Genomic DNA, 17,632 nt, shown 5'->3' with positions numbered 1-17,632 from the left:
TAACTAAGCTAAACGTTCGAAAGATGCTATAATATCTGTACTTTCTTGGGAGTTTTTCAAGAGTTGTACTACTTTTGGGCGTTTTTAATGCGCCTACGAAAATACTTCACATGAATTATACGCTTACGCAAATACCCGAACGCGCTCTGAAACCCCGTCAAAGTGGTTTGACAATGGTTATGGATAAAGGGTTAAGCCTTCGGGAAGTAGAGGATTTTTTATCTGTCTCTGCTGACCATACAGACATCGTTAAATTAGGTTGGGCAACTTCATTCGTTACACCCAGACTCAAAGAAAAGCTGGCTATTTATCGGGAAGCCGGTATCCCTGTCTATTTTGGTGGGACATTATTCGAAGCCTTTGTCGTGCGAAAGCAATTCGATGAATACCGAAAGCTATTGGATCGATACGAGATGGATTATGCCGAGGTATCGGACGGATCGATTGACATGAATCAGGATGACAAGTGCGAGTACATCCGCAAACTAGCCACCCAGGTAACTGTATTGTCGGAGGTAGGCTCCAAAGATGAAGCAAAGATTATACCTCCCTATAAATGGATTCAACTGATGAAAGCCGAACTTGAGGCAGGTGCCTGGAAGGTCATTGGCGAAGCCCGTGAAGGGGGCACAGTGGGTTTATTCCGGTCCAGCGGTGAAGTTCGTCAGGGTCTGGTTGAAGAAATTTTAACCCAAGTCCCCTTCGAAAGAATTTTATGGGAGGCTCCTCAGAAAGAGCAGCAGGTATGGTTCGTTAAACTCCTTGGTGCCAATGTCAACCTTGGCAACATTGCTCCTCATGAAGTGATCCCCCTCGAAACGATCCGGTTAGGGCTTCGTGGAGATACCTTTTCTCATTTTTTAGATAAGGAATAACAGCCTTGACTCAAGCCAGCGAACTGCACTTCTTTGCTCGCTACGGCGCGTCTGGACGTTAGCTCCCAACTCCTTTCACATGGACCTTATAAAATCGTTACTTGATTTTTTGCTTCATCTCGACCGTTATCTCGATTTGTGGGCAAACGAATATGGCGTGTTGTTATACGCCATCCTCTTTCTGATTATCTTCACGGAGACAGGCCTTATTTTTATGCCATTGCTCCCTGGCGATTCGCTCTTATTTGCCGCCGGTGCGCTGGCGGCTCGTCCCACCAATGAACTTAGTGTATGGGTTATCATTCCTCTACTTATAGTGGCAGCCCTACTGGGCGATAATGTTAACTACTTTGTCGGTAAATTTCTGGGAACAAGGATTAAGTCGCGCGAGCGAATTCTTTTCTTTAAGCGGGAATACATTGCTGAAACGGAAAAGTTTTATGCCAAATATGGCGGACGTACGGTCATTATAGCCCGATTTATCCCCATCGTTCGTACAATTGCCCCTTTTGTTGCCGGGGCCGGTAGCATGAGTTACAGCACGTATATCAAATTCTGCGTCATTGGAGCCATCCTGTGGGTAACCAGCATTTCGCTGTTGGGGTACTTCTTTGGCAACTTCCCCATTGTTCAGAAAAACTTCGAATTAGTGGTATTTGGCATTGTTGGCCTATCTATACTCCCGATCATTTTCGAGTTCGTTAAGAAAAAGATGCGGTAAGATTCCGCTTTACTGTCCTTTGTTTAGCTATGCCATTGCTTTTGCGGTGGCATAGTCTTTTTAAATCAATGCACATGAATCGTTACGGCCTGATCGGCTTTCCACTAACGCACTCCTTTTCGAAACGGTATTTCACTGAAAAGTTTATCCGTGAAAACATTACAGACAGCCAGTATGAGCTATTCGAGATGTCGGATATTTCGGCTTTGCCTGAGTTGCTTGCTACGCCCGGTCTGCGTGGCTTAAACGTTACCATTCCGCACAAACAGGCCGTTCTGCCTTATTTGAATCAGTTAGACCCTTCAGCCGAAAAAATTGGGGCGGTTAATGTGATAAAGCTTGAGTCCGACGGTTCGCGAACGGGCTACAATTCGGACTATTTTGGCTTCCGGCAATCGCTTACCGACTGGCTAGCAGCCCTTGAACGTACGACTGAAGGTTTACAGGCTTTGGTATTGGGTACGGGAGGAGCCTCCAAAGCTGTAACGGTGGCCTTAGCGGATCTTGGTATTTCTTTCCAGTATGTTTCGCGGACGAAAGCAGTAAATACCCTGACCTACGATGACCTCCCGGTTGTATTAGCCGATTATGAATTGATTATTAACGGCTCTCCAGTTGGTACGTATCCTAACATCGATGCCGCCCCCGCCCTTCCTTATACACAGTTGAGTGAACGTCATATGCTTTACGACCTGGTGTATAACCCTGCCGAAACAACCTTTATGCGGCTTGGCCGTCAGCACGGGGCAGCTGTTCATAATGGCCTGCGCATGCTCGAACTGCAAGCCGAAAAAGCCTGGGAAATCTGGCAGGATTAATATTTAAAACCACTTTCTTTTTATACATAGCTATAAACATCCAATCAAATGCCATTATTAGTATTTGCTACCATAACCGCCCGGCCTGGCGCTGCAAACGATCTTAAAAATGCCCTGCATGAACTCGTTCAGGCAGTACGAACAGAAGCGGCCTGCCAGCTTTATGAGTTATACCAGAGCACCGAGAACCCGGAGCGCTTTATCATGCACGAACGCTGGGACAACGAGGCTGGTCTGCTGGCACACAGCCAGATGCCACACATGAAGGTTTTCGGCGATAAAGCCAAGGACTGGTTGGCAGGCCCGCCCGAGTTGACAAAAGTAGCCATCTAACTGAATTGTCCCGGGCAACTTACAGACATATCTCACTCATCCGGTTCTCGTCCATCACAAAAACATTAAAGTCTACCTGCCCACGAATACCCTGAACCAGACCACTCTGATTATGCTGCCAAAGGTACAGCTTGTCCGGGTTGTAGCTACGCAGATGACTGGCAGAATAGTCGGCGATCCAGAGAGGGTAATCATCAAGATTTCCCTTAATGTATCGCCGATAAAGGTTACCATTGGTGTATATGATTGGCCGGGCCCGGTAATGTTCTTCAATTGTTTGGAGCCACAAGCGCAACCCATTTACAATTGTTTCGTCGCTTTGACCATTGACTACTTCAAAGTCGACAACGGGGGCAAAATCTCCTTCACTCAGATCGACAGTCCGAATAAAGTTATTGGCTTGTTTGAGGGGATCACGGGTAGGATGGTAAAAATGATAAGCACCCCGACGAAGAGCGGACTTCTTGGCTTCCCGCCAGTTCTTTTTAAAATGTTTGTCGGCCAAGGTAGCTCCCTCTGTCGCTTTTATAAACACAAACTGCAGCCGAACGCCATACGCTTCCATCTTTCTGACCTTTGCCCAGTCAATACGGTCATTGTGTCGGGATACATCGATCCCATGAATGCCGTATCGCATGGGTAACCGAATACCAAATGCCTGAATAAACTGCCAGTCCAAATTATCTGGCCGACGCCATTTAACCACCCAAATTGTGATAAGTACCAACAGAACTCCTGCAATCCAAAGGCCATACCGTCGAGCAATGAGATTGAAAAGAACCCTGTTTTTCATGCAGCTAATTAATTTACGCCCCAAAAATACAGTTTTAGCGCTGAACATCCCGAACATAAAGAAGCCCTCCGCACGAACAGAGGGCTTCTTTTACTGGAAACTAGATGAACTGATTAATCGTGGCCTTCCAGTTTAACCAGCTTGTTATACAAGCCGAGTAACAAAAATGGAGCTGCCCACTGGCCTACGAATAAGCTGCGCTCCCGCTTGTTTGTCGATTGCAAATAGAGCGAAACACCCATTGAGCCTAAAGCAGCCCATAGAAATAGATCGGATGGTAGTTTTGCGGTTTGCTCTTCAATAGCTGTTGCAACTGGTCCTTCTGTGTGTTCCGGATTATCGTTTTTTTGCTTTGCCATAACGCTAAGTGTTTGAATTATTAACATAGCTCTTAACTCAGCAATGAATAGTAAGGTTTTAGTACTGTCGAGTAAGTCGAATATTGTGAGTAAACAGTCCCCCTTAATTATTTGCATAAAACAAAAACCCGTTGTGTCTAATACCAGGCACAACGGGTTTTATTCAGACTTATACCGGCTTTAAGCTTTTATTTATTTGGCTGAGGTGTTGTACGAAGGTAAGGCTTCACAAACGTAACCCCCTTGGGGAATTTAGCTTCCAATTGGTCATTTGTCACGGCGGGCGTTACGATTACATCGTCACCCTCCTGCCAATCAGCTGGCGTAGCAACCTGATAGTCTGCGGTTAGCTGTAGAGAATCAATCACCCGGATTAACTCATTAAAATTACGTCCGGTCGAGGCAGGATAAGTCAGAGTGAGTTTAATCTTTTTGTCTGGTCCAATCACAAATACCGAGCGTACGGTTGCTTTCTCGCTGGCATTAGGGTGAATCATGTCATACAGCGTAGCAACAACACGGTCAGGGTCCGCAATGATTGGGAAGTTAACCTCCGAGCCCGTCACATCTTTAATATCGGGCGTCCAGCGATTGTGAGACTCCAGATCATCAACTGATACGGCAATAACTTTTACGTTACGCTTCCCAAACTCATCCTTCAGCAACGCAGTTCTGCCTAACTCGGTGGTACAAACGGGTGTAAAATCGGCCGGGTGCGAAAACAGCATTCCCCAGGAACTACCTAACCATTCATGAAAGTGGATGTGGCCCTGTGTTGTATCGGCCTCAAAATCAGGGGCAATATCTCCTAAGCGAAGTGACATAAGTAAATGGTTTTATTAGTTAATAAACCCTATCTAGTAGATATAGTATCTTTGAAAGGGAAAACCGGCTTTTAAACCGGTTTAAGGAGCAAACCTAAACAACATTTTTTGAGTTCGCAACAGTTTGTATGAGCTAATTCAGCCTTTAGATTAGCTTGTCTTCAACTGCCATTCTAACCAGTTCGGCTGCATTGCGCACTTGTAGTCGACGCATCATGTTGGCTCGGTGGTTATCTACTGTTCGAACGCTGAGTTGAAGTTTTTCGGCAATTTCGCGGCTGCTCATACCATCAACCAGAAACTGAAGAATTTCTTTCTCTTTATTCGATAGCTTGGACTGCCGTTCAGCCCGACCGTGACGGTCCCCTTTCTTGAGTTGTTGCATATAGCCGCTCAAAATAATAGAGGCTACCGGAGAACTATAGTATTTCTCGCCAGAAGCAATCGTACGAATGGCTTTTATCATCTCGTCGGATGATGAGTCTTTTAAAATGTAGCCATAGGCCCCAGCTTCGACCGATTTCAGAATATAATCCTCATTATTATGCATGGAGAGCATTAGCACCCTGACATTCTTATATAAACGGCTAATCACCTGAGTCGTTTGAATACCCGACATGCCTGGCAGCGAAATATCCATCAAAATCAAATCAGGCAAAAGACTAGGATCGGGCTGAAGCACCTTAAGTTTGTCGAGTACTTCTTCGCCATCATTAGCTTCGTCAATAATTTCTAATCCATCGGCTTGTTCGAGCAGTAGTCGAATGCCGTCACGAACGATTGAGTGATCGTCCACCAACATTAATCTAGTAGGTGTCATGGGGCGCAAAATGCGTTTTATAAGGGATACTTATCTGTATCTTGGTGCCTTTACCAAGTACAGACTGGAGTTTGAATTTGCCGTTAAGCAGTTTTGTTCGTTCCTGTATATTTTGTAAACCTTGGGAGGGGGGTCGTAGTTCTAAAACAAGAGAAGTATCCTCATTTATTTCTGATTTTTTTATTGATGATTGCCCATTTTCAGGGTTTTTACGGGGAATTTTAAACCCTTGTCCGTTATCTGCTATAACCAGTTGCAGGGTGGTACCGCGGTCGTTCAGCTCAATATGAATATGCGATGGATTACCATGTCGTATAGCGTTACTAACAGCCTCCTGCGTAACCCGATATAGCATAATTTCCACGTTTTTATTTAATCGGGACATTTCAGGCGTAAAGTTGGTTTCGAACGTAACGTCCAGTGATTCGCTTCTATCCTGCTCAGCTATCATTTTTATAGCTGGTATTACCCCAAAATCGCTCAGAACACTGGGCATAAGGTTATTGGAAATGGTCCTTGTTTCCTGAATCGTTTGGGTCACTAATGTCTTTAACGTCTTTAAATTTTTCGAATGGGGAGTCGTTCCTGCGGAGTCTGTGGAAGTAGTTCTGGCTAAACTAGCTTCAAGTCCTTCAATTTGGAGTTTGATAGCAGTGAGCATCTGCCCCAGTCCATCATGCAGTTCGCGTGACAAACGCTTTCGTTCCTCTTCCTGACCAGCAATGAGATAGGAGGTTCTTAGTTTCTGCTCATCGATTTCTTTTTGATACTGAAGCTTGGTAGCTTCAAACAATTTCTGACGGGTTTCCTTCAGAGATCGGTTGGCGTTCATCAATTTTTTATTGGCGGCTGTCGTTTGGCTTTCCGCTTCAATAAGCTGGGCGAACGTCTGACGAAGCTTTTTAGCCGCAGGTCTGAAAATCAGGAACCCTATACCAATCAGGACTACTACTGTAAATATGTAGAGGTATAGTTCTATGGACTGAAGCGTTGTTAGTTTAGCCCTCAACTCTCCATTGTACTCCCGCACGATATGGTCCATTTCCTCCAAAAATGGCTTTTCGTTCGCTAGTATCAATTTTATACTCGCCTGAATACCAGGTTGCTTTACTGCTTCGAAATCCTGCAAACGCATCAACTGATGCGTACTTTTACGAAAAGCTTCAAATTCCGGTCGAATACCCTCATACAGCCGCTGCACGGTATCGGAATTTTTTATCGACACCCTTGGATAATCCGCTTCACCCCTACGCACTTGTATGTGATACCGTTCAAAAACGGGAAATACCTGCCTTAAGGCGGTTACGTTTTCGGAAAATTTTTCTTTTTCGCCCGGATCCGCTATTTGCAGCACTTGCTTAACAATCTGCTGGCTTTGGTGGCGCTGTAAGGCGGCATACCGGATTACCCATAGTTCATCCTGCACGGCTCGAAGTCGCCATTGTGTGAGCCCCTGCCCTACCGTTAGTAAAACGGCGAGAATAATGAGCAGCGTTAAATACAAGCGGGTAAACCGAACGGGAATTACCGAGCCATCTTTTGCGTTATCGATGCGAGTATCAGACACGAGTAGCGTAGTCGATGCCAAAATGAGTTAGTAAAAGTAATCTTTTTTGTATTTTTACCATCGTTTCTCATCGCTTAAGTCTTCCCCTAACATGGCTCGTTTACTAATTGCCTTATTACTTGTATCGCTTGTGGCCCCGGCCTTCCGTCCGGCCCTGCCCTCTCCAGACCGGGTTAAGCCAGGTATTCCGACTTCGGTAGCTGCCGAACCGGTAAAACTTTCGTGGGAAGTTCTCCGCGATGTTACCTTCAAGAAAAAGTGGTATGCAGAAGAGTCTGTTTACATGCTTTATCCAACATTTGGACAAGGTATCCAGAAGTTAAATGGTAAGGTTGTTGATCTAACGGGATACGTACTACCCGTTGACCTGGAATCAAACATATACGTACTGTCTGCATTTCCGTACAGCGCCTGCTTCTTCTGTGGTGGCGCAGGACCGGAATCAGTCGTATCGCTGAAATTTAAGAAGTCAGGTAAGAAGTTTAAAACGGATGAGCGCCGTACATTCCGTGGCACACTTAAACTGAATGCCGATAATATTTACGAATTGAACTACATTCTGGCTGATGCCGAAATGCTTGAACAATAAGTAATCCATTAAATCAACAAAAAATCCCCGCTCATCTGATGAGCGGGGATTTTGTTTTTCGAGTGCCGTTAAATAGAAAAGCTGCTCCGTCAGAAGCAGCTTTTTTTAAATGTTGTGGAGAATATCGGAGTCGAACCGATGACCTCTTCCATGCCATGGAAGCGCTCTAGCCAGCTGAGCTAATCCCCCATCAAACCGCTCTAGTGCGTTTTGTGGATGCAAAGGTGAGAAAAAAAACTACTTTTCACAACTAGTAAACCTATTTTTTTTGAATCTTCCACGGAACGGCTTTGCCTATTCAGCCAAGATTTGTTTTGTATTACCAATTGCGTAGTTTTGGTAATACTTCCGACACCCACATGCACACAGTATATATTATATATAGTCCAACTACTGACCAATACTTTATTGGCCAGGCCAAAGACCTGAAGATAGCCTTGTGGCAACACAATGCTAAAACAAACCCAACTACCGCTGGCGGAAAGCCCTGGGAAGTTCGATTCTCCCAATCTTTTGACACGCGCAATGAGGCATTGAGTTTAGAGATGAAGCTCAAGAATAAAGATCGAACCCACTGGGAAGAACTGATCAATAGCACGCAGCCAACTGTTTAATTAAGATTTACCAACAAAAAAGCGCTCTTGAAGAGCGCTTTTTTGTTGGTAAACAGCTATCAAAATGGACGTAGTGCCTTTACAAAACGCCCTTTAAAATAATCGGTGTAAAGATTATCCTCCCGAACACCCCTCGATGAAGACGCATGAATGAAACGGATATGCTGAGCACCATTTACTTCGGTCACGATGCCCGTGTGTGAGACATAACCTGCCTGCCCCTTGTCAGGAACAAAGAAGATTAAATCGCCCGGTAAAATCTCGGCAACTTCCACCTCACGTCCTACTTCAGACTGCTGCCAGGAGATACGGGGCATTTTTAAGCCTACCGTATTAAAAACGGCATATACCAGCCCGGAACAGTCGATGCCATCGGTCGTGTTCCCTCCCGACCGATAGGGCGTCCCCGTATAGGTTCGGGCAATTTTAACCACTTCAGGCACATATCGGCTTTCGTAGGTACGACTATCAACCACCTTTCCGACCGATTTAGCCGGTACGGCAGGGGGCCGAGACGGTGTTTTACCCGTGGGCGTTCGGCTGGCAACGGGACGCGAAGAGGATGGACGACGGCTAACGGATGGGCCGGAGGAACGGAGTGCATTGCAAGCCGTAAGTAGCGACAATAAACAGGCACTCAGCAGTACGGGACGCGAAATGGCCCGAGACCAGCGTTGTTGCATACAGAATTGGTTAAGGTCAGTATAGGCGATGTTTTAACGACTCAATTTAGTAGACTATTGCAACCTATTAAATTTTCATAGATAATGCAATCCGCTTACGGGCCTTATCGACCTCCATCACTTTAACGCTTACTTTCTGGTACACTTTAACAACTGTATTTGGATCAGAGACGAAATGATTGGCCAACTGCGAAATATGAACCAAACCATCCTGCTTCACCCCAATATCGACAAAAGCACCAAAGGCGGTAATATTTGTCACAACACCGGGCAGTACCATACCCTCGTGTAAATCATCGACCGTTCTAACGCGGGCATCATAATCAAAGACCGAAAGCTGCTCCCGTGGGTCGCGGCCGGGCTTGGCAAGCTCGGCCAGAATATCGCGCAGCGTTGGCAAACCAACGTCATTTGTTACATATTTCTCAATTTTAATTTGCTGGCGTAAGTCTGGACGGGTAATCAGGTCTTCTACACGGCTACCAACCTCCGTAGACATCCGCTCCACAACCGTATACCGTTCGGGGTGAACTGCGCTGTTGTCTAAAGGATTCTTTGCACCTTCAATCCGTAAAAAGCCCGCGCACTGTTCAAATGCCTTAGGTCCTAGCCGGGGCACCTTCTTAAGCTGATCGCGGGAGGAAAACGGACCATTAGCCGCTCGGAAAGCCACGATGTTTCCAGCCAGTTGTGGCCCTAAGCCGGACACATACCGCAGCAAATAAGCGCTGGCTGTATTGAGCGAAACGCCAACCTGGTTTACGCAACTCTCAACAACGGTATCCAGGCTAGTCTTTAAGTCTGTTTGGTCGACATCATGCTGGTATTGACCTACACCAATGGATTTAGGGTCGATTTTCACCAATTCGGCCAGGGGGTCCATTAATCGCCGACCAATACTAACAGCACCACGAACGGTTACATCATGATCAGGGAACTCTTCGCGCGCTACTTCGGAAGCCGAATAAATAGAAGCCCCCTGCTCACTGACAATGAAAACGGGTTTATCAAGCTTAAGCGATTGGATAAACTCTTCCGTTTCACGTCCGGCAGTGCCATTGCCAATGGCAATAGCGTCAATCTTATGATTTGTTACCAGTTTTTGAACGGTTTGTATAGCTTGCTGCCGCTGGGCTTCTGAGTGCGATAAATACAAAACCGTGTCAGCCAGCAAGTTCCCCTGCGCATCCAGGCAAACGGTTTTGCAACCGGTACGAAAACCAGGATCAATGGCCAGAACACGTTTCTGGCCTAAAGGCGCACTAAGCAGCAATTGGCGCAGGTTGTCAGCAAAAATCCGAATAGCCTCCGTATCGGCTTTTCCTTTTGAAACATTGGCGAACTCGGTTTCGAGCGAAGGCTTCAGTAGGCGTTTATACCCGTCACGAATGGCCAGAGACAGCTGATCCTTACAGGCAGGTGTACCGGAACGTTCGGCAACGAACTGCCGTTCGAGCCGTTCAATAGCGGCCTCCTCTTCAGGTCCGATACTTACAGACAGGAAGCCTTCGGCCTCACCCCGGCGTAAGGCCAGTAAGCGGTGAGAAGGTACCCGACGAAGGGGTTCGGCAAAATCGAAGTAATCTCTATACTTCACGCCCTCCGTTTCTTTTCCTTTTTTGACGGTAGAACGAATAGTAGCCTCTCGTTCAAAGAGGTTACGAATTCGCTGTCGGGCATCTACGTTTTCGCTGATACGCTCAGCCAGAATATCACGAGCGCCCTGCAAAGCATCGGCGGCAGTAGTAACGGCATCGGAAAGAAAACGCTGAACAAGCCGGTCGAGAGACGCTTCCCGCTGAGCCAGGATTATATTGGCAAGTGGCTCCAGTCCACGCTCAATCGCAATGGTAGCACGCGTTTTACGTTTTTGGCGAAAAGGCAGATACAGGTCTTCCAGATCGGTGAGGGAGTCCGTCGTTTCTAGTTTACGGCGCAGGTCGGGGGTAAGTTTCCCCTGCTCATCAATGGATTTGATCACGGCTTCCCGCCGTTTGTCCAGATCGATAATTTTTTGGTAGGTATCCTTGATCTGGCCGATTTCAACTTCATCGAGCGGGTTTCCGTTGGATGCGGTCTGCTCCTTCCGGTAGCGGGCAATAAAGGGAACTGTAGCTCCGCCGTTAAGTAGTTCAATGGTGGCAGCTACCGACTTAGGATGTAGGTTAAGCCGGGCGGCAACGCGTTGTTCAATAGATTGGGTCATACTGCAAAGAAAGGTAGCCTTTTTCGTTAGCTCTGAGCCATGGGACAGCTCATAGAGTCAATCAGAATTAACTGCTGGCTAGCTCGTGACAGAACGAAAAGGTTTTGCAAAAATGGCCTTAGGAACCGACAGGGCAAAAAAAAACATGCCAATTGGCATGTTTTTTACAACGGTTGTCTTGGTATATCTTACGATTAAGCCATTTCGACGTTTACGGCGTTTAAGCCTTTCTTACCGCGTTCGACATTGAATTTAACTTTGTCGTTTTCACGGATTTGGTCGATGAGACCGGAAGCGTGTACAAAAATGTCTTCGCCACCGTCATCGGGTTTAATAAAACCAAACCCTTTGGTTTCATTAAAGAATTTTACAGTTCCTGTTTGCATTGCTATTTTAAATTTAAGCGAAGGACGGTACAATAAATTTGATTTCCAAATGTATTCGTAAGATTTTACGATATACTTTAAAAAAAATTTACCACTGGTATTCTACGCCTGTTTATATACACGATATCTGCTTAAGCGTACAATTATTCATATAGACGTAATATGCCTATTTTTCCGTCAAACGTGCAGGCTCAGCAGGTTGCCGCTACTCACGGATTCATCTGCTGAGCCTGAAAACAAAAAACCTAGCCTAATTTTAACTAATTTTCAATTCTGACCGAATCCTGACTGGAAATCTCCCGTCTAAAAATATCAAGTAGATTGGTCTTACTTACAGGCACTTAGCCGTTTAGGATGGTCAAAAAAACAAATCTAACCATTCACTGTATCGTATTTTCACAGTGCTGTCGCGCTTCTTTCCTTATTTTTACCGCTTTAATTGGATACAAACAGAGTGAACATTGATGTAACTTCATTCATGCGGGTAGTGGGTATTGTTGGGGCGTTACTAATCGGGGGGCTCAATGTAGCTTCGTCGCAGGAAGTTAGTAGCGACTCAGATAGTCCTACCCTTTACTCCTATTGCCAGCAATTTCAGACTCTGTACACACAAATCCGGGTGCAAAGCATTTCGCCTGATTCGGCCCGGAAGCAGTTTAGCTACATCATGCATGGTCTGCAAACCCGTTTCCACAGTATGGAAAGTTACCGGCAGGATTCTATTCAACGGGATAGCCTCCGCAAGACAGGCCAGTATTTCAGCTTTCCAATACGGGGGTACAGCGCCGGTTCAATAGGCGGCACACATGGCGAAGGCTATCGGAGCAATGGGTTTGATTTGTTCGACTATACGGTGCGAGGTAGCCACCCGGCACAGGATATTTTTATAAGTGACCGCAATCAGGATAACATCGATGATCGGACGGGCAAACCGGTGGATATTCTGTCCATGAGCCGAGGGCTCGTGCTGGCTATTGAAACGGCCTGGAAACCCGGCTCCGAATATCGGGGCGGTAACTGGATATGGGTTTATGACCCTAACCTGCACGGCTTATTTTATTATGCGCACAATAGCGAGGTGGAGGTGACACCGGGTCAATGGGTTAATGCCGGTGAGAAACTTGCGGAAATGGGCCGTAGTGGCTTTAACGCCTACAAAACCCGCTCCCCTACGCACCTCCACCTGATGTATCTGCAAATAAAACCCGATGGCTTGCCACAACCCATGAATACCTATGAATGGCTGTTGACGGCCAAACAATCAAAATGATGTAGGATGTAGGATGTATTTTCTATTAAGGGATGAATTTTGTAATACATCATACGTCCTATATCATACATCATACATCTCTACGATTCCCGAACGAGATTAACGCCCGTAACTAAAAAGATCATACCCACGATAAAGGGTGCGGCCGACTCAGCTTTGGAAACATGAAGGCCCAGGACAGGCTTACCTTCGGATAAAAAAGCCACAAGGGCAAAAAGTACGACAACTACACCCAGAATGGTGAGCGATGCGCCAAAGAAGCGCCGAAAGCTGGTATTGTTATTCTCCATGAGATTAAATTAAATGTTATATACAAGTATACTATTCACGCATCTATTTAACGGGTGTCAGGCCACGTTTACGTCCTTCTTCGAGTAAAAAAGGATAAGCAGCATCGAATGAATTGAGTACAACGCCATCCAGAATTGCTTCACGAAGCACCGTTTTGATTTCGCCAACTTCCTTCGACGGTGGCAGGCCAAACGTTTCCATAATCAACTCACCCGTTATTACGGGCTGAAAACTCCGCAGTTTATCCCGCTCTTCGAGGTCATGCAGTTTCCGTTCGACCCGATCAAAATTGCGAAGGTGTTTTTGCACACGCTCATAATTCTTCGAGGTAATATCAGCCCGGCAAAGTGCCATGAGCCCTTCCAGATTCTCACCGGCATCGACCAGGAGCCGACGCAGCGCCGAATCTGTTATTTGCTCCTTGGTCAGGGCAATAGGCCGTAAGTGCAAGCGTACAAGTTTCTGCACGAAACGCATGTGCTCATTCAAGGGCAGTTTCATGGTTCGAAAAATGCCAGGCACCCAACGGGCACCCAGATCCTCGTGCCCATGAAACGTCCAGCCAGCTTTCTGATCGAACCGCTTGGTGGCAGGCTTGGCAATATCGTGCAATAAAGCAGCCCATCGCAGCCAAAGTTCGTTCTCCGCTTCGCCAGGGTATTGATTCTGATCAGCCCGGTTGGCGATGTTATCGAGTACCTGAAGTGTATGGTAAAAATTATCCTTATGCCCTTTCCCTTCGATGGTTTCGACCCCTTTCAGCGCCACCAGTTCGGGGAAAATCCGATCCAGTAAGCCCGCGTGATACAGTAACTTGAAGCCATAGGAAGGGATAGGCGATAGAATAATTTTGTTCAATTCATCCGTTACACGTTCGCGCGAAACGATGTCAATGCGCTCGTTCATGCGAACAATGGCATCGAACGTATCCGGCTCAATATCGAACGTTAGCTGCGAGGCAAAGCGAATAGCCCGCATCATCCGCAGCGGATCGTCGGAGAAAGTAATATCCGGATTTAAGGGCGTACGGATTATCTTCTTTTTAATATCTTTGAGCCCATCAAACGGATCAAGAAGGTCGCCAAAACTGCTCTTGTTGAGGCTTATTCCCATGGCATTGATGGTAAAGTCCCGACGATTCTGGTCGTCTTCCAGAGTACCGTCTTCTACAATGGGCTTACGGGATTCACTCCGGTACGATTCTTTACGGGCACCCACAAACTCGACTTCCCATTCTTCGTCCCCCTGCATGGCCCGCAACATAGCCGTACCAAAGTTTGGGAATACCGCTACGTGAGCGTCCAGAGCCTTCCCAACGGCCTCGGCCAGCACAATGCCGCTGCCAATACAAACGACATCAATATCCTTCGATGGACGCCCTAAAATTAAATCCCGCACAAATCCACCAATGACGTAAGTCTGCAAACCAAGCCTGTCTGCTTGTTGAGAAACAACATCAAAAACCGGATTTTTATGTAAGGTATCGCTGAAATTCATGTACAGATTGATAGTCGGCAGGTATTAGTCATTCGTTTGCAGAAGCATCTTCCAGAACTACCGACTAATGACCACGACTTATTTTCGTATAAAACTAACTTCCCCATTAACGGCCAACCGCATAATGCGCGGCCGTTTGGGCATGCCGGGCAGGGTTCCGAAACGCTCCACAATGAGCGTTTCGGTAGCCGCTGGCAGTACCAGTGATTCCAGGGGAATGGACAACAGCCCTCGTCCGAAACTACCAATCAGCCGTTGAACATCTGTATTTAACGCCCGCCGAACGGCTACTTCCCCCATTGACTGACCATGTTGCCACATCGATGCGGCAATATTCTTACCCTGCTCGTAAACGACGGTTAATGGATTCTCGGCAAATTCGACCAAATCATACGCCACATCCGGAATTTTCGCTACGTATAACACGAGCTGGTCGGTATTCTGAATGATAACTGTTGGCTGTAAAGCAGCGGGCATAACCGGTTTTAAGGTTAACAACTCCTCAACAGCGGCTTCATTGATCGGGTCGGCCACAATTGACCAGCCCGTTTCGTCGGCAATGGCAATGAGTTTCCCCTGTCTTAGCTGGTATGCGATATCGCGAATGCTCGTAGTCATAAGTAAACAAACCGCAAAAATACAGCAAGTTTGGTGAAAGACGGTCAGTTATCGGGAAGATACCTGGCAGGCTTTCCTCCAACAAACAAAATAGACGATGGAATGTTGAGACCTTATGCAACACAATCCGGGGTTGCGTTTATTCATTCACATACTGGCTTACCATTCGTGCTTCCATGACATCTGAACCTCTACGCCCTCATTATCATCAATTTTCTCACTCCCTGCTTTCGTTAGCCATTTTAACGGTTACCATTTATCTGGGTCAGGATATTCTGGTCCCGCTGGCTATGTCGGGACTGGTGGCAGTGCTGCTTCGGCCGGTTGAGGACAGGCTGATTCGCCTGGGTATTCATAAAGTTATTGCTATTAGCCTGGCGTTGTTACTAGCCATTATCATTGTGGCTGGTGTAGCCGTAACCCTATCAATGCAACTCTCCGATTTTGCGGATGACTTACCTAAAATACGGCAGAACCTGACCGACTTTTTTAGCGATGCCAAGCGATGGGTTCGGCGCGAGTACAATGTGAGCTACCGGCAGCAGGAACAGTATCTTAAGAAAGCACAGGCACAAACACTGGACAGTTTACAAAGTCCGAACGCGCTCGGTTTCATTACAGGACCGCTGGGAACCCTTACGCTGATACCCATTTACGTCTTTTTGCTACTTTATTACCGAACCATGCTTCTGCACTTCGTCGTCGTACTTTTTGCCGAAAAACACACCGACAGAGTGCGTGAAGTATTAGGCGAAGTAAAGTCGGTTATTCAAAGCTACATGGTAGGCCTGCTGATCGAAACAGCTTGTGTAGCAGCCCTCAATTCTGTCGGCTTACTCATTCTGGGCGTACAGTACTCCATCCTGCTGGGCATCATGGCGGCTATACTGAACCTTGTTCCTTACATTGGTGGGCTGGTGGCTACAGTAATTACGGTGATCATCACCTTTAGTAACAATCCGGAAACTTCAGTCATACTGGGCGTCGTGGTTGTTTTCCTGGTAGTGCAGTTCATCGACAACAACGTGCTTGTACCGCTTATTGTAGCCTCAAAGGTAAAGGTCAATGCGCTTGTCTCCATCGTGGGTGTACTCATAGGCGGAGCCTTAGCGGGCGTTTCCGGCATGTTCCTCTCCATTCCTGCTATCGCGATCCTGAAAGTGATTTTCGACCGTGTCGAAAGTCTGCGCCCATGGGGTGTACTACTGGGTGATCAAACCCCCGAAGAAGCAGGCAGTAATCTGTTTCGACTGCCCCGACGACGACGAAGACCCAAAGCCGATGAAGTGAGCGCTTAACTGTATAGCTTTTTAATGACTTCCTGTTGTGTTCGCATAAAATGCTGGCGGTCGGCGGGCTGACTTAAGAGCGTATTTAGTGGGAATATGGAGTACTGTCTGTAGCTTTCGGCGTATAGTTCCGGGCGCTGGCGAGCGAGCAGGTTCCCAATGGCAGGACGTTGCCGGAACTCGCGTAAAGCTGCCAGATCAATATCCGCATTTGCCACGATACTCTCTCCATAAGCGGCTTCGGCCAGTACGATACCTCTCGGATCGATAATTCTGGAGCCTCCGTCGGTCGTATTGCCCGGTAACATACTACCGACGGCCCCGCCTGAGTTGGCAGATACGACATAGGCCATGTTCTCGATTGCCCTTGCCTGCTTAGCAATATTTTTCTGGGTGGGCAGCGGGCTGCTAATTTCGGCCGTTGAATGAATAAGAACCTCAGCTCCGCGCATTGCCAGGCAGCGGGCTACCTCCGGAAAAAGGATATCTTCGGAGGCCAGGCAAGCCAGGTTTCCAATGTTCGTTTTTACTACCGGAAACAGCGAGTCGTATCCATACGCATCTAAATACAACTCCCACACATCGTGCGGTGTGGGCGTAAACATAGCGTTCAGTCGCCGATACCGCAGGAGTACATCACCACTGGGGCCAATGATAAAATTGGTCTGAAAGTAAAGCTCGGGGAAAAATGGATCCTGTTCGTAGGTATTACCCGAGAAGTAAATCTGCTGACGCTGCACCATAGCCCCCAACGCTTCATAGATACGACCATCAATATCCAGGGCCGCTTTTTCGCGCCATTGGTCTACGGTTTCATCTATGGGAGGTCCCGTCAGAAAAAATTCGGGAACGACGATCAGTAACGTATCACGGCCAATTAGCCCAATCGATGCGGCAATCTGACGTTCTATCCGCTCAATGGTTTGAAGCATAACTGCTTCCGCTTCTTCACGGCTTTGACAGTAGTTTATTGTCTGGCAGGTTAGTTGAAGGGCAAGTGCTTTATAAGACATCGGTTAAGTGGGTAGGAAATGTGACGGTTAGGTTGTCAAAATAACGGGTTTCCGGTGAGAAAACCG

General features: G+C 46.9%; 20 protein-coding genes and 1 tRNA gene. 8 read left to right on the top strand and 13 right to left on the bottom strand.

Features of this window, described 5'->3' with window-relative positions; translation table 11 throughout:
- The first annotated feature begins 110 nt into the window (after positions 1-110).
- From CRO74_RS02185 to CRO74_RS02170, 4 genes are all read left to right on the top strand, one after another.
- Entirely contained in the window at positions 111-875 is a 765-nt protein-coding gene (locus tag CRO74_RS02185; protein WP_097124355.1) for a phosphosulfolactate synthase, read from the top strand.
- Between the two features lie 79 nt (positions 876-954).
- A complete protein-coding gene (locus CRO74_RS02180; protein WP_097124354.1) occupies positions 955-1,596 on the top strand; it encodes a DedA family protein in 642 nt (213 codons plus the stop codon).
- Positions 1,597-1,670: 74 nt separating this feature from the next.
- Entirely contained in the window at positions 1,671-2,414 is a 744-nt protein-coding gene (locus CRO74_RS02175) for a shikimate dehydrogenase family protein (RefSeq protein ID WP_097124353.1), read from the top strand.
- A 48-nt stretch (positions 2,415-2,462) separates the two neighbouring features.
- Positions 2,463-2,747 (top strand): putative quinol monooxygenase, encoded by a 285-nt coding sequence (locus tag CRO74_RS02170; protein ID WP_097124352.1) that lies wholly within the window; start codon positions 2,463-2,465, stop codon positions 2,745-2,747.
- A 19-nt stretch (positions 2,748-2,766) separates the two neighbouring features.
- Here the strand turns inward: CRO74_RS02170 and CRO74_RS02165 are convergent, their stop codons facing one another.
- The 5 genes from CRO74_RS02165 to CRO74_RS02145 all read right to left on the bottom strand — a co-directional run bounded on the left by CRO74_RS02165 (position 2,767) and on the right by CRO74_RS02145 (position 7,110).
- On the bottom strand, positions 2,767-3,540 hold the full coding sequence (locus CRO74_RS02165) for a glycoside hydrolase family 25 protein (protein ID WP_179830102.1): 774 nt from the start codon (positions 3,538-3,540) through the stop codon (positions 2,767-2,769).
- 113 nt (positions 3,541-3,653) lie between these two features.
- On the bottom strand, positions 3,654-3,899 hold the full coding sequence (locus tag CRO74_RS02160; protein ID WP_097125982.1) for a hypothetical protein: 246 nt from the start codon (positions 3,897-3,899) through the stop codon (positions 3,654-3,656).
- A 188-nt stretch (positions 3,900-4,087) separates the two neighbouring features.
- On the bottom strand, positions 4,088-4,723 hold the full coding sequence (locus CRO74_RS02155; protein WP_097124351.1) for a peroxiredoxin: 636 nt from the start codon (positions 4,721-4,723) through the stop codon (positions 4,088-4,090).
- 145 nt (positions 4,724-4,868) lie between these two features.
- Positions 4,869-5,525, bottom strand: coding sequence for a response regulator transcription factor (locus tag CRO74_RS02150; RefSeq protein ID WP_097124350.1), 657 nt, complete (start codon positions 5,523-5,525; stop codon positions 4,869-4,871).
- Positions 5,526-5,529: 4 nt separating this feature from the next.
- Positions 5,530-7,110 (bottom strand): sensor histidine kinase, encoded by a 1,581-nt coding sequence (locus CRO74_RS02145; protein ID WP_097125981.1) that lies wholly within the window; start codon positions 7,108-7,110, stop codon positions 5,530-5,532.
- A 91-nt stretch (positions 7,111-7,201) separates the two neighbouring features.
- Between CRO74_RS02145 and CRO74_RS02140 the strand changes: the two genes are divergently transcribed.
- Complete coding sequence (locus tag CRO74_RS02140; protein ID WP_097124349.1) at positions 7,202-7,699, top strand: DUF3299 domain-containing protein; 498 nt, start codon at positions 7,202-7,204, stop codon at positions 7,697-7,699.
- Between the two features lie 115 nt (positions 7,700-7,814).
- On the opposite strand, the gene CRO74_RS02135 is transcribed toward CRO74_RS02140, so the two are convergent.
- Positions 7,815-7,888 (bottom strand) — tRNA-Ala (locus CRO74_RS02135).
- Between the two features lie 170 nt (positions 7,889-8,058).
- Here CRO74_RS02135 and CRO74_RS02130 point away from each other — a divergent pair.
- Positions 8,059-8,313, top strand: a complete 255-nt coding sequence (locus CRO74_RS02130) for a GIY-YIG nuclease family protein (protein WP_097125980.1) — start codon at positions 8,059-8,061, stop codon at positions 8,311-8,313.
- A 59-nt stretch (positions 8,314-8,372) separates the two neighbouring features.
- On the opposite strand, the gene CRO74_RS02125 is transcribed toward CRO74_RS02130, so the two are convergent.
- The 3 genes from CRO74_RS02125 to CRO74_RS02115 all read right to left on the bottom strand — a co-directional run bounded on the left by CRO74_RS02125 (position 8,373) and on the right by CRO74_RS02115 (position 11,588).
- The gene (locus CRO74_RS02125) at positions 8,373-8,996 is read right to left on the bottom strand and encodes a C40 family peptidase (protein ID WP_097124348.1); all 624 of its coding nucleotides are present in this window, start codon (positions 8,994-8,996) and stop codon (positions 8,373-8,375) included.
- Positions 8,997-9,063: 67 nt separating this feature from the next.
- A complete protein-coding gene (locus CRO74_RS02120; protein WP_097124347.1) occupies positions 9,064-11,202 on the bottom strand; it encodes a Tex family protein in 2,139 nt (712 codons plus the stop codon).
- A gap of 194 nt (positions 11,203-11,396) precedes the next feature.
- Positions 11,397-11,588, bottom strand: coding sequence for a cold-shock protein (locus tag CRO74_RS02115; protein ID WP_012925283.1), 192 nt, complete (start codon positions 11,586-11,588; stop codon positions 11,397-11,399).
- Between the two features lie 478 nt (positions 11,589-12,066).
- Here CRO74_RS02115 and CRO74_RS02110 point away from each other — a divergent pair, with 478 nt between their 5' ends.
- The gene (locus CRO74_RS02110; protein ID WP_179830165.1) at positions 12,067-12,858 is read left to right on the top strand and encodes a M23 family metallopeptidase; all 792 of its coding nucleotides are present in this window, start codon (positions 12,067-12,069) and stop codon (positions 12,856-12,858) included.
- A gap of 80 nt (positions 12,859-12,938) precedes the next feature.
- Here the strand turns inward: CRO74_RS02110 and CRO74_RS02105 are convergent, their stop codons facing one another.
- The 3 genes from CRO74_RS02105 to CRO74_RS02095 all read right to left on the bottom strand — a co-directional run bounded on the left by CRO74_RS02105 (position 12,939) and on the right by CRO74_RS02095 (position 15,264).
- Positions 12,939-13,148: a hypothetical protein gene (locus CRO74_RS02105; protein ID WP_012925281.1), complete on the bottom strand. Its 210-nt coding sequence runs from the start codon at positions 13,146-13,148 to the stop codon at positions 12,939-12,941.
- A 43-nt stretch (positions 13,149-13,191) separates the two neighbouring features.
- On the bottom strand, positions 13,192-14,646 hold the full coding sequence (locus tag CRO74_RS02100) for a CCA tRNA nucleotidyltransferase (protein WP_097124345.1): 1,455 nt from the start codon (positions 14,644-14,646) through the stop codon (positions 13,192-13,194).
- 78 nt (positions 14,647-14,724) lie between these two features.
- Positions 14,725-15,264, bottom strand: coding sequence for an L-threonylcarbamoyladenylate synthase (locus tag CRO74_RS02095; protein WP_097124344.1), 540 nt, complete (start codon positions 15,262-15,264; stop codon positions 14,725-14,727).
- Between the two features lie 176 nt (positions 15,265-15,440).
- Here CRO74_RS02095 and CRO74_RS02090 point away from each other — a divergent pair, with 176 nt between their 5' ends.
- Entirely contained in the window at positions 15,441-16,562 is a 1,122-nt protein-coding gene (locus tag CRO74_RS02090; protein ID WP_097124343.1) for an AI-2E family transporter, read from the top strand.
- On the opposite strand, the gene CRO74_RS02085 is transcribed toward CRO74_RS02090, so the two are convergent.
- Positions 16,559-17,566, bottom strand: a complete 1,008-nt coding sequence (locus CRO74_RS02085) for a nitrilase-related carbon-nitrogen hydrolase (protein ID WP_097124342.1) — start codon at positions 17,564-17,566, stop codon at positions 16,559-16,561. The two genes, CRO74_RS02090 and CRO74_RS02085, sit on opposite strands and share 4 nt — an antisense overlap.
- Positions 17,567-17,632: the final 66 nt, after the last annotated feature.

Origin of the sequence: Spirosoma fluviale, assembly GCF_900230225.1 — a bacterium.
GTDB lineage: Bacteria > Bacteroidota > Bacteroidia > Cytophagales > Spirosomataceae > Spirosoma > Spirosoma fluviale.
This window is presented reverse-complemented; position numbering and strand designations above follow the sequence as displayed.

Excerpts from the sequence above, each read along its gene's own strand:
- CRO74_RS02185 (WP_097124355.1), top strand. The coding sequence starts at position 111 with ATGAATTATACGCTTACGCAAATACCCGAACGCGCTCTGAAACCCCGT.
- CRO74_RS02180 (WP_097124354.1), top strand. The coding sequence starts at position 955 with ATGGACCTTATAAAATCGTTACTTGATTTTTTGCTTCATCTCGACCGT.
- CRO74_RS02175 (WP_097124353.1), top strand. The coding sequence starts at position 1,671 with ATGAATCGTTACGGCCTGATCGGCTTTCCACTAACGCACTCCTTTTCG.
- CRO74_RS02170 (WP_097124352.1), top strand. The coding sequence starts at position 2,463 with ATGCCATTATTAGTATTTGCTACCATAACCGCCCGGCCTGGCGCTGCA.
- CRO74_RS02165 (WP_179830102.1), bottom strand. The coding sequence starts at position 3,540 with ATGAAAAACAGGGTTCTTTTCAATCTCATTGCTCGACGGTATGGCCTT.
- CRO74_RS02160 (WP_097125982.1), bottom strand. The coding sequence starts at position 3,899 with ATGGCAAAGCAAAAAAACGATAATCCGGAACACACAGAAGGACCAGTT.
- CRO74_RS02155 (WP_097124351.1), bottom strand. The coding sequence starts at position 4,723 with ATGTCACTTCGCTTAGGAGATATTGCCCCTGATTTTGAGGCCGATACA.
- CRO74_RS02150 (WP_097124350.1), bottom strand. The coding sequence starts at position 5,525 with ATGTTGGTGGACGATCACTCAATCGTTCGTGACGGCATTCGACTACTG.
- CRO74_RS02140 (WP_097124349.1), top strand. The coding sequence starts at position 7,202 with ATGGCTCGTTTACTAATTGCCTTATTACTTGTATCGCTTGTGGCCCCG.
- CRO74_RS02130 (WP_097125980.1), top strand. The coding sequence starts at position 8,059 with ATGCACACAGTATATATTATATATAGTCCAACTACTGACCAATACTTT.
- CRO74_RS02125 (WP_097124348.1), bottom strand. The coding sequence starts at position 8,996 with ATGCAACAACGCTGGTCTCGGGCCATTTCGCGTCCCGTACTGCTGAGT.
- CRO74_RS02120 (WP_097124347.1), bottom strand. The coding sequence starts at position 11,202 with ATGACCCAATCTATTGAACAACGCGTTGCCGCCCGGCTTAACCTACAT.
- CRO74_RS02115 (WP_012925283.1), bottom strand. The coding sequence starts at position 11,588 with ATGCAAACAGGAACTGTAAAATTCTTTAATGAAACCAAAGGGTTTGGT.
- CRO74_RS02110 (WP_179830165.1), top strand. The coding sequence starts at position 12,067 with ATGCGGGTAGTGGGTATTGTTGGGGCGTTACTAATCGGGGGGCTCAAT.
- CRO74_RS02105 (WP_012925281.1), bottom strand. The coding sequence starts at position 13,148 with ATGGAGAATAACAATACCAGCTTTCGGCGCTTCTTTGGCGCATCGCTC.
- CRO74_RS02100 (WP_097124345.1), bottom strand. The coding sequence starts at position 14,646 with ATGAATTTCAGCGATACCTTACATAAAAATCCGGTTTTTGATGTTGTT.
- CRO74_RS02095 (WP_097124344.1), bottom strand. The coding sequence starts at position 15,264 with ATGACTACGAGCATTCGCGATATCGCATACCAGCTAAGACAGGGGAAA.
- CRO74_RS02090 (WP_097124343.1), top strand. The coding sequence starts at position 15,441 with ATGACATCTGAACCTCTACGCCCTCATTATCATCAATTTTCTCACTCC.
- CRO74_RS02085 (WP_097124342.1), bottom strand. The coding sequence starts at position 17,566 with ATGTCTTATAAAGCACTTGCCCTTCAACTAACCTGCCAGACAATAAAC.